Annotated in this window: 11 protein-coding genes; 5 read left to right on the forward strand and 6 right to left on the reverse strand. The window is 47.1% G+C overall.

Going from position 1 to position 9,308, the window contains the following annotated elements:
- Positions 1–46 precede the first annotated feature (46 nt).
- The gene (glk, locus tag ACWA6V_RS11680) at positions 47–1,051 is read left to right on the forward strand and encodes a glucokinase (protein ID WP_449522652.1); all 1,005 of its coding nucleotides are present in this window, start codon (positions 47–49) and stop codon (positions 1,049–1,051) included.
- 73 nt (positions 1,052–1,124) lie between these two features.
- On the opposite strand, the gene ACWA6V_RS11685 is transcribed toward glk, so the two are convergent.
- Positions 1,125–2,156 (reverse strand): LacI family DNA-binding transcriptional regulator, encoded by a 1,032-nt coding sequence (locus tag ACWA6V_RS11685; RefSeq protein WP_449522653.1) that lies wholly within the window; start codon positions 2,154–2,156, stop codon positions 1,125–1,127.
- Positions 2,157–2,434: 278 nt separating this feature from the next.
- On the opposite strand from ACWA6V_RS11685, the gene fucP reads away from it, so the two are divergent.
- Positions 2,435–3,757, forward strand: coding sequence for an L-fucose:H+ symporter permease (gene fucP, locus ACWA6V_RS11690; protein ID WP_449522654.1), 1,323 nt, complete (start codon positions 2,435–2,437; stop codon positions 3,755–3,757).
- 64 nt (positions 3,758–3,821) lie between these two features.
- Here the strand turns inward: fucP and moaE are convergent, their stop codons facing one another.
- From moaE to moaC, 3 genes are read right to left on the reverse strand one after another with little or no spacing between them, the layout of a single operon-like run.
- A complete protein-coding gene (moaE, locus tag ACWA6V_RS11695) occupies positions 3,822–4,274 on the reverse strand; it encodes a molybdopterin synthase catalytic subunit MoaE (RefSeq protein WP_449522655.1) in 453 nt (150 codons plus the stop codon).
- 1 nt (position 4,275) lies between these two features.
- Positions 4,276–4,524 (reverse strand): molybdopterin converting factor subunit 1, encoded by a 249-nt coding sequence (gene moaD / locus ACWA6V_RS11700; protein WP_310069825.1) that lies wholly within the window; start codon positions 4,522–4,524, stop codon positions 4,276–4,278.
- Positions 4,521–5,006 carry a cyclic pyranopterin monophosphate synthase MoaC gene (gene moaC / locus ACWA6V_RS11705; RefSeq protein ID WP_449522661.1) on the reverse strand — a complete coding sequence of 162 codons (486 nt, stop codon included), beginning with the start codon at positions 5,004–5,006 and terminating at the stop codon, positions 4,521–4,523. Before moaC ends, moaD begins: the two co-directional genes overlap by 4 nt.
- 125 nt (positions 5,007–5,131) lie before the next feature.
- Between moaC and dusA the strand changes: the two genes are divergently transcribed.
- From dusA to ACWA6V_RS11720, 3 genes are all read left to right on the forward strand, one after another.
- Entirely contained in the window at positions 5,132–6,148 is a 1,017-nt protein-coding gene (gene dusA, locus ACWA6V_RS11710) for a tRNA dihydrouridine(20/20a) synthase DusA (protein WP_449522656.1), read from the forward strand.
- A 134-nt stretch (positions 6,149–6,282) separates the two neighbouring features.
- The gene (gene tal / locus ACWA6V_RS11715; RefSeq protein ID WP_449522657.1) at positions 6,283–7,239 is read left to right on the forward strand and encodes a transaldolase; all 957 of its coding nucleotides are present in this window, start codon (positions 6,283–6,285) and stop codon (positions 7,237–7,239) included.
- Positions 7,229–7,717 carry a tellurite resistance TerB family protein gene (locus tag ACWA6V_RS11720; RefSeq protein WP_449522658.1) on the forward strand — a complete coding sequence of 163 codons (489 nt, stop codon included), beginning with the start codon at positions 7,229–7,231 and terminating at the stop codon, positions 7,715–7,717. The genes tal and ACWA6V_RS11720 overlap by 11 nt, the downstream gene beginning before the upstream one ends.
- A 10-nt stretch (positions 7,718–7,727) precedes the next feature.
- Here the strand turns inward: ACWA6V_RS11720 and ACWA6V_RS11725 are convergent, their stop codons facing one another.
- Both ACWA6V_RS11725 and ACWA6V_RS11730 read right to left on the reverse strand, forming a co-directional pair.
- Positions 7,728–8,210, reverse strand: a complete 483-nt coding sequence (locus tag ACWA6V_RS11725) for an STAS domain-containing protein (RefSeq protein ID WP_449522659.1) — start codon at positions 8,208–8,210, stop codon at positions 7,728–7,730.
- A partial coding sequence (locus ACWA6V_RS11730; RefSeq protein ID WP_449522660.1) for a PP2C family protein-serine/threonine phosphatase occupies positions 8,210–9,308 on the reverse strand: 1,099 nt, incomplete at its 5' end. The genes ACWA6V_RS11725 and ACWA6V_RS11730, both read right to left, overlap by 1 nt.

Below are 9,308 nucleotides of genomic sequence, written 5' to 3' on the forward strand. Positions count from 1 at the left end.
CCCCTATAACTATTTGATCTTCTTATAAAAGAAGCTGAGGAGTCACATGAGCCTGTTACTGGTTGCAGATATCGGCGGCACCAATGGCCGTTTTGGACTGGTCGAATTTGATGCAGAAAAGATCGGCACAAATGGCCAAATCAATTACACCGCAGAGCGCCAAATCACACTCAAGTGTGCCGACTATGTCGATATGGCCACCATGATTAGGACATGCTGCGCAAAATTTGGCGTTGATGTTCCTGATTATGCTTGTTTAGCGATTGCCGGCCCAATCGAAAATGGCCAGGCATCCATGACTAACTTGAATTGGAAATTTTCAATTCACGGCCTGCGCGATCAATTGGGAATGAAAACCCTGCATGTCATCAACGATTTTGCCTCGCTTGCATATGCAGTTCCTTTCCTCAAAGAAAATGAATTAGTCACTCTCTACGAATCCAATAAATCCAATCCTGACGCACCAATTGTCGTGATGGGACCTGGAACAGGTTTTGGTATGGCAGCGTTGGTTCCCAGCCAAAATAATTGGAAGATTATCCCTACCGAAGGCGGCCACGCCAGCTTTGCCCCAACGAATGAAAAAGAATTGGATATCAAATCATTTCTGTTGAAAGAACAAAGTCACGTATCGGTCGAAAATATTTTGTCAGGTGGCGGCCTCGTGACACTTTATCGTGCTCTCGCACACAATTCAGGTGTTGAAGCAAAACCATACTCACCTGCTGATGTCAGCACCAAAGGCCTTGCGAATGAAGACCCCCTATGCCGCGAAGCCGTACTGACTTTCTGCGATGTATTAGGTGAAGTAGCAGGAGATAAAGCACTTTCCGTCGGTGCACGCGGTGGTGTTGTTATTGGTGGTGGACTCACACCCAAACTGATGGGCTTGCTGCCGGAATCCCATTTCCTTGAGCGCTATAAAAACAAAGGTCCTATGGCGGGATATGTCAGCGACATTTCAATTCGATTGATTGTGAATGATAAAGCTGCACTGGTTGGCTCTGCCGCGTGGCTTATTCACAACACACCTGAACTAAAAGCTCACTAAAATAATTCACTATTTTTCCCAATAAAAAATGCACCCTCGGGTGCATTTTTTATTGAAGTGCTAAATTAAATTATTAATGTTTATCTTTGGGCTTAATTAACGGCCCGGTAGATTCTCTCGCAATAATACTGGAGCTCAGCATACTGGCAGGTAATTGGATCTCGCGTCCTTTTAATTGCTTAAGCAACAAATCGGTCGCTTTTTTTGCCATCTGCCGAATAGGCTGACGAATCGTAGTCAAGGCCGGCCAGATTTGGTGTGCAACAGGTGTATCGTCAAATCCTGCTACCGATAATTGTGCAGGAATTTTAATTCCCATCTGATGGGCAACCATCATCACCCCCGCAGCCATATCATCGTTCGCCGCAAAAATAGCAGTCGGCCGCTGGGCATCCGCCAACAATTTTTTCCCGCACATTTCACCGGATTCAAATGAGTTATCGCCCTGCTCTACCAAATTTTTTAGCAGCGGCAAATCATTTTCCACCAAGGCCGCTTTATATCCCTCATAGCGCAATGACATAGCGCGGTGATCAGGATGGCCGCAGATAAACCCGATGCGCGCATGCCCCAACGCGATAAGTTGGCAGGTCATATCGTAGGATGCTTCTTCATCATTTGTTTCAACGTAGGGTGATGCCGATTTATTCTCCGTCGGTGCAACACGCACAAACGGGATATTCATTTTTTTCAATAAATTGATAACGTTCATATTGTCGGATAGCGGCGGCGTCAGCATTACACCATCAACCCGCTTCTCCAAAATCATATCGGTCACTTCATTAATCAAATTCGGGTCGCGATGAATGGCCGGATGCACCAGTAATTCGTAACGCTGCGGGCGACAAATTTCCAATACCCCTTCCTGGATATCCAACACATAGTGCGCACTGGGATGACCGTAAATAAGCCCTAGCAAATAAGAGCGGTTGCCCGCCAGACTGCGCGCAGACTGATTGGGGCGATAATCCAAAGCGCTGATCGCCGCCTCAACTTTTTCGCGAGTCGCAGGGCGAACATTCGGCTCATTATTGACAACACGCGACACTGTTTTCATGGATACGCCCGCCAGAGCGGCCACGTCGTCGATGGTTGCTTTTGCCACAGTACTCACCTCAAGGTTGATTTTTTATCGCTATTGTTATCGCGCACTCTGGTTGGGTGCCCGTGCGCAGTTATCCGTCAATATCGAGTCAAACAAATATGAGTCAAAATGACTACAAGAAGAATATTGCGCGTGTGATTGTAAACCGGGAACAAACAATGTGACAGCCTTATAGGCTTGGATTATAGTACCGCGCGCTTGGCGCACGCTTTTAATCGGCAATCGTCAATTTAAGACCACGACAACGACAGACCATTTTTATAACAAGAGGTAGAACCATGGCCAGCATTCCGCAAGGCTCATCAACGCAACACAGCTCGGTGGACGCAGGTAACAACACTGTACCCCTGATTATCATCACCATTCTGTTTTTTATGTGGGGCCTTTTAACATCAATGAATGATGTTTTGATTCCACATCTGAAAAGTGTTTACACCCTGAGTTACACCCAGGCAATGCTTGTGCAATTTTGCTTCTTCGGCGCCTACTTTGTTATTTCTCTACCTGCCGGTGCGCTCATCAAAAAACTGGGTTACCAGAACGGTGCAGTAGCCGGTTTGATTATCGCCGCGTCAGGTTGCGCATTGTTTTATCCTGCAGCAACCAGTGGCTATGCTATTTTTCTCCTTGCATTATTTGTACTTGCCTCCGGCATTACTATTTTACAAGTTGCTGCGAACCCCTATGTAACGGTGCTTGGCCCAGCCAGAACCGCATCCAGCCGCTTAACACTGACTCAAGCATTTAATTCCTTAGGCACTACCATTGCCCCGTGGTTGGGTGGGATTTTAATTCTGGGCGGTGCGGTGTTAACGGCCGACCAACTCAATTTATTACCCGCAGCAGAAGTTGCTGAATACCGCGCAAAAGAAGCGGCATCTGTTCAAGGCCCCTATCTTGCACTTGCTGCTGCATTACTTGGCTTGGCATTATTTTTTGCCTTTGCCAAATTGCCAAAAATTCAACACGAGGACGAACCTGGTGTCTCAGGGGATATGGCCTCCAACAAAGAATCTGCGCTCTCACATAAACATTTGGTACTGGGTGCAATCGGTATATTTTTATATGTTGGTGCAGAGGTCGCGATCGGCAGCTTGTTGATTAACTTTTTTGGCGAAGAAAATATTGCCGGTCTGAAAGAAGCCGACGCAGCACATTTGGTAAGTTATTACTGGGGTGGTGCAATGATTGGCCGTTTTATTGGTTTTGCAGTCATGCGTTATATCAGCCCAGGCAAAACCCTGGCATTCAACTGCATCTGCGCTGTATTGCTAGTATTAACCGCAACCTTCACTGAAGGTAAGCTGGCCATGTGGGCGATTATAGCGGTGGGTTTGTTTAACTCTATTATGTTCCCAACCATTTTCAGCATGGCATTGCACAACCTCGGCAAATTCACTGGCCAAGGTTCTGGCGTTTTGTGTATGGCGATTGTTGGTGGCGCGTTAGTGCCTTTACTGCAAGGTGCTTTAGCCGATACCTTTGGCTTGCAAATCTCCTTCTTGTTGCCTGCTGCCTGCTATTTGTACATCATGTATTTCGGTATTAAATACGCCGGGATCTACAAAACTGCTCCGGCTTCAGAGCCAGCACATTTGTAATTTTCCGATAATAAAAATGGGCGCCCTAGCGCCCATTTTTTTGAATCAAATATAACAATTAGACTCACCAACGCTTACTTGCATCAACATCCTTAACATTTTCTTCAACCCACACAGCCCCTTGAGTAGTTAGCTCCTTTTTCCAAAAAGGCGCCTGCGTTTTTAAAAAATCCATCAAGAACTCTGCGGCCTGAAATGCATGTTCACGATGTGCACTAGTAGTACCGACAAACACAATTTGATCCCCAACCTGCAATTCACCAACGCGATGCACGATATGTGCAGCAATTAATTCCCAACGCGCTTTAGCTTCATCCAGAATGTTCTGCAAAATACTTTCTGTCATGCCGGGATAATGTTCGAGCGACATACTTTTTACATCGCGCGCATGATTCATATCGCGCACCCGCCCCACAAAAAAAACCACTGCACCTGCAGCAGTATCACCTGCAACCAATTCAGCATACTCGTGCCCGATATCAAAATCCTGCGTTTGCACTGCAATCGAAAAAGACATATCAGCCTCCGGTAACAGGTGGGAAAAAAGCAACTTCATCACCTGTTTTTAGTGCCACATCAGCTTTTGCATATTGGTGATTTACCGCGACTAGCAGTTTGCTATTGGAAAGAAATTGTTCCCAATGCGGATGACCAGCCACAAGGTATTGTTTGAGGGTAGCGATGCTAACAACATCTTCAGCCACAACTTGTAACTCAGCAGCGCCCAATTGCTCGCGCAGTTGGGCCAGAAATAAAACCCGGATCATTGCTCACTCTCTCCCCTAAGATAATGCCCACGCCGACCGCCAGATTTTTCCAGCAGGCAAACCTGCTCAATGACCATTTCCATATCGACAGCTTTACACATATCGTAAATCGTTAATGCGGCAATGCTGGCTGCCGTCAGCGCTTCCATCTCAACGCCCGTTTGCCCGGTGAGTTTGCAATAGCTGGTAATTTCCACGGTGGAATGCTGGTCATCAATTACAAAATCTACTGCGACCTTACTCAACGCCAATGGATGACAAAGGGGAATCAAATCCGCACATTTTTTTGCTGCTTGAATTCCAGCAATACGTGCAACTGCAAGTACATCACCTTTTTTAAGACTATTGGCTTTAATTTGCACCAACGTCTCCGGCCTCATCAAGATTCGCGCAAAGGCGCGCGCCTCGCGTACGCTGGCAGGTTTTTCCGAGACATCCACCATACTGGCGTGCCCTTGGGAATCTATATGGGTTAGTGACATAGAGAAGTTATCCAATGCAATGAACTGCAGTTTACCGTGCAGCAGGAAGTAAATATCGTTATCATAAAACACCTGTCGGCCATGGCCGCATTTTTATTTCCCTCGCAGCAGAATTCCACCAACTAATGACTTCAGCCCAAACTCTTGATCGTCGTTTTACCTTGGCTCCCATGATGGAGTGGTCAACCTCTGACTGCCGCACATTTTGGCGCTTGCTGACCAAAGAAGCAGTGCTTTACACGGAGATGGTTACCACTGGCGCGCTCCTGCACGGTGACAAATCGCGGTTTCTGGATTACAACGCTTGCGAACATCCGCTGGCATTGCAATTAGGCGGCAGCGATCGCATCGCCCTCGCCGAATGTGCCCGTATTGCAGAAGATTGGGGATACGATGAGGTGAATCTCAACTGCGGCTGCCCGAGTGATCGCGTACAAAATGGCATGATTGGCGCCTGCTTGATGGCAGAGCCCGAGCTGGTTGCCGATTGTATCGCCGCTATGCAAAACGCCGTCAAAATCCCTGTCACCGTCAAACACCGCATCGGTATTGATGATATGGACGACTATGAAGGCCTCGTTAAATTTGTCAGCACTATCGCCGAAACCGGCTGTCACACGTTTATCGTCCATGCGCGCAAAGCCTGGTTAAAAGGTCTAAGCCCCAAGGAGAATCGCGAAGTTCCACCACTGCAGTACGACAAGGTGTATCAGCTGAAACAGGATTTCCCGCACTTAAATATCATCATCAATGGCGGCATCACCACCTTGGAGCAAAGCAAAAGCCTGCTGGATCATGTGGATGGAGTGATGATCGGGCGCGAAGCCTATAGCAACCCTTATCTTCTCGCGCAGGTCGATCAACAGATTTACGGAATCGACAAGCCCGTGGTGAGCCGCGCTGAGGTCATGCAAAAATTTATTCAGTATTGCACTGAAGAATTGGCCAAAGGAACGCGGCTTAATCACCTGACCCGCCATATTCTGGGGCTCTACCAAGGTCTGCCGGGCGCGCGCCAATTCCGCCGGATTATCAGCGAACAGGCGCATAAAACCGATGCAGGAATTGAGGTGCTTGAGCGCGCCCTTGCTGTATTAAATGAGTTACCATTAGCAAATACAGTTGACGCCGGGAATGCTTAAGGCCTCCGACACTATTGAATTATCAGCTTATAAAAAATGACTGCTTTCCGCATAAAGTCATAACGACTATAATATATCTGACGGCAATAAAACGAAGATCAACCACTTGTACTTTCAGAGATAGGATTACCACTGTGACTAGCAAACTTGAACAACTGAAGAAATTTACCGATGTAGTTGCCGATACCGGCGACATCGAAGCCATCCGCCTGTACAAACCGCTGGATGCCACCACTAACCCATCACTGGTATATAAGGCTGCGCAAATGCCGCAATACCAGAATTTGCTCACGGCATCGATCGATGCCAGCAAAGGCATCACCAATAGCGCGCAACAATTAAGCGCTGCTTGCGACCATCTGGCAGTGGGTATTGGCTTGGAAATTTTAAAAATCGTTCCCGGCCGCATTTCAACCGAAGTCGACGCACGCCTGTCGTTCGATACCAAAGCCTCTATTGCCAAAGCCCACGAACTCATCAGCCTTTATGAAAAAGGTGGTGTTGATAAATCACGCGTTCTGATCAAACTCGCTTCTACCTGGGAAGGTATTCGAGCTGCTGAAGTGCTGGAAAAAGAAGGTATCAATTGCAACCTCACCTTGCTGTTTGGTTTTAACCAGGCTGCTGCCTGTGCAGATGCAGGTGTGTTTTTGATCTCTCCATTTGTGGGTCGTATTCTGGATTGGTACAAAGCCAATACTGACAAAAAAGAATACACCGCTGAAGAAGATCCGGGTGTAGTGTCTGTGCGCCATATTTACAATTACTACAAACAAAACGGTTACAAAACAGTAGTGATGGGCGCAAGCTTCCGTAATATTGGCGAAATCGAAGCACTGGCTGGCTGTGATCGCCTGACCATCAGTCCACAATTGCTGCAAGAGTTGGAACAGGACAAAAACGAATTGAAACGCGTTTTATCGCCTGACAACACGGGTGAAGCAATTGCCAAACGCATCGAAACTGAAACAAGCTTCCGCTTTGGCTTGAATCAGGATGCTATGGCGACCGAAAAACTGGCTGAAGGCATTCGCGGTTTTGTGAAAGACCAGATCAATCTTGAGAATTTGTTGAAAGCCCGTGCTCAATAAACTCTCGCGCTTTATCGAGCGCCACCTGCAACCTGCAGGTGGCAGTTCGCCCGTATTATCTGATCACCAAAAACAATTGGCGGTAGCCGCGTTGCTGGTTGAAGTTGCAATGGCTGACCATCAATTTTCCGAAGCGGAAATGAACAACCTTGCGGTCATTCTTGAGCGCAAATTTTCGCTATCAAATGACGAACTGACAGAGCTTATTAGCCTCGCTAAAAACGAATCTAACCACGCAACATCACTGCATCAATTTACCCAGCTGATTAATCAGTATTGCACAACAGAAGAGAAATTTAAGCTGATGAAAGCCATGTGGGAAATGGCCTATGCCGATGGCAATCTGGATAAATACGAGGATTATATTATTCGCAAAGTGGCCGATTTGATTTATGTGCCACACACCGAATTTATACGCGCCAAAAGCCTGGTTAAGGCGAGTTTGTTAAGCGCAGAAATTAATGCAGCGTTCAAATAAAGGGAGGGTATTAGCAGCTTTCTAGCATATTGACCAAATTGCGGAAAGTGTCGGCGTTACTGGCATTTAGCCCCATCAAAATTTTATGCGCCTCCAGTACTTTTTCTTTTACTTCCTGCTCATTGCAATTAATACAATTCAGTGGCTGCCCAGCTAACATTGGTGCATCCAATTTATCGACAATCGTGAAAATATCGCCAAACCCCATCGTCTGCAAAATACGCTGAATACTGGGATTGCTCGCCAAAATCACCGGCGTAATGCCGCGCCGTTCTTGTCCCAGGATAGAGATTTTCGCCATCAGCCCCAATGTAGTGCTATCGATAGCCTCAGCCTCAGAGAGATCAAAGAGTACTGAGGTAAAACTCTCACTCTTGAACATAGCATCAATAAATTGATCAAAGGAGATACACAATGTCAGGCGTACGTCGCCTACCATTTTGATCACATAGACCCCATTGTGGTCGGCAACTAAAATCTGGCCGGCTTTCATCAACTAACACCTCGGGCGATGGACAAGACTGCAATGTCATCCGGGTTATCGCGAACTTCTTTTATAACTAAAGTATTACAGACAGAATCCAAACTGCCACTACTTGAAGCAATTAGTTTTAATAAATGGGCTTCTTTGTCTTGTAACTCCGTTTGTGGCAAGGTTTCCAATACGCCGTCAGAAAAACAGACCAAAGCAAATTTCTCTGGTAACTGCCGCTCGTAAACCTCCCAGTTAACTTCCTTAAAAATGCCGACCGGCTTGCCGCGCCCAGTCAAATATTCGGCGCCAGTATCGGTGAGCAAAATGGGCATCGGCAAATGACCAGCCACAACGTAATGCATTTGATGGGTAACAGTATCGATTACTCCCACAAAAAGCGTGAGATGATGGCTAAGGCGTGTGTCATGTAGTTCACGATTGATCTGACGCAACATAATATCTGCGCCTTGCGCAAAAGAGTTTTCGTCACCAAACAACCCCTCTTCACGCACCATACGGCTAACCAGGTGTTTGAGCCATATGGTGACGAATGCGGAAGAAGCGCCATGCCCTGAGACATCGGCCAAATAAAATGCGAGATAGCGTTTTTTGATGTGGGCGTAATCAACAAAATCGCCGCTGAGGAACAGGGATGGAACAATGGTATGGGCAGCAGTATAACCTTCTTCAGTTGTGAAGCCCGAAGGCATCAAACGGCGCTGCACCCGTCGCCCGGCAATCTGGTCGCGCTCAAGCACACGCAGATTTTCCTTTAACTCCCGATTAGCATCTTCCAATTGAATTCGATAGCGCTGGTTTTCCTCTTCCAAATCCTGTTGGTCGAGCACCTTGTTGATCGAGTGGACTAGCACCTCCAAATCGACCACCGGTTTTATCAAATAATCGCGCGCGCCTAACCGCAGCGCGGTTACCACATCATTCATCACGCCGGCGCCAGAGATAACAATCACCGGCAGCGAAGGATGGCGATCATGTAATAGCTGCAGCAGCTGCAAACCATCGCCATTAGGCATACGCAGATCAGTGATGATTAAATCGGGAAGGGAATGATCAGGGTTGGCAAGTAAATCAAGTGCAGCGGTAGCATCGGCGGCA

The sequence above is a fragment of the Cellvibrio sp. genome (assembly GCF_053579595.1).

Excerpts from the sequence above, each read along its gene's own strand:
- fucP (WP_449522654.1), top strand. The coding sequence starts at position 2,435 with ATGGCCAGCATTCCGCAAGGCTCATCAACGCAACACAGCTCGGTGGAC.
- moaE (WP_449522655.1), bottom strand. The coding sequence starts at position 4,274 with ATGTCTTTTTCGATTGCAGTGCAAACGCAGGATTTTGATATCGGGCAC.
- moaD (WP_310069825.1), bottom strand. The coding sequence starts at position 4,524 with ATGATCCGGGTTTTATTTCTGGCCCAACTGCGCGAGCAATTGGGCGCT.
- glk (WP_449522652.1), top strand. The coding sequence starts at position 47 with ATGAGCCTGTTACTGGTTGCAGATATCGGCGGCACCAATGGCCGTTTT.
- dusA (WP_449522656.1), top strand. The coding sequence starts at position 5,132 with ATGACTTCAGCCCAAACTCTTGATCGTCGTTTTACCTTGGCTCCCATG.
- moaC (WP_449522661.1), bottom strand. The coding sequence starts at position 5,006 with ATGTCACTAACCCATATAGATTCCCAAGGGCACGCCAGTATGGTGGAT.
- ACWA6V_RS11725 (WP_449522659.1), bottom strand. The coding sequence starts at position 8,210 with ATGAAAGCCGGCCAGATTTTAGTTGCCGACCACAATGGGGTCTATGTG.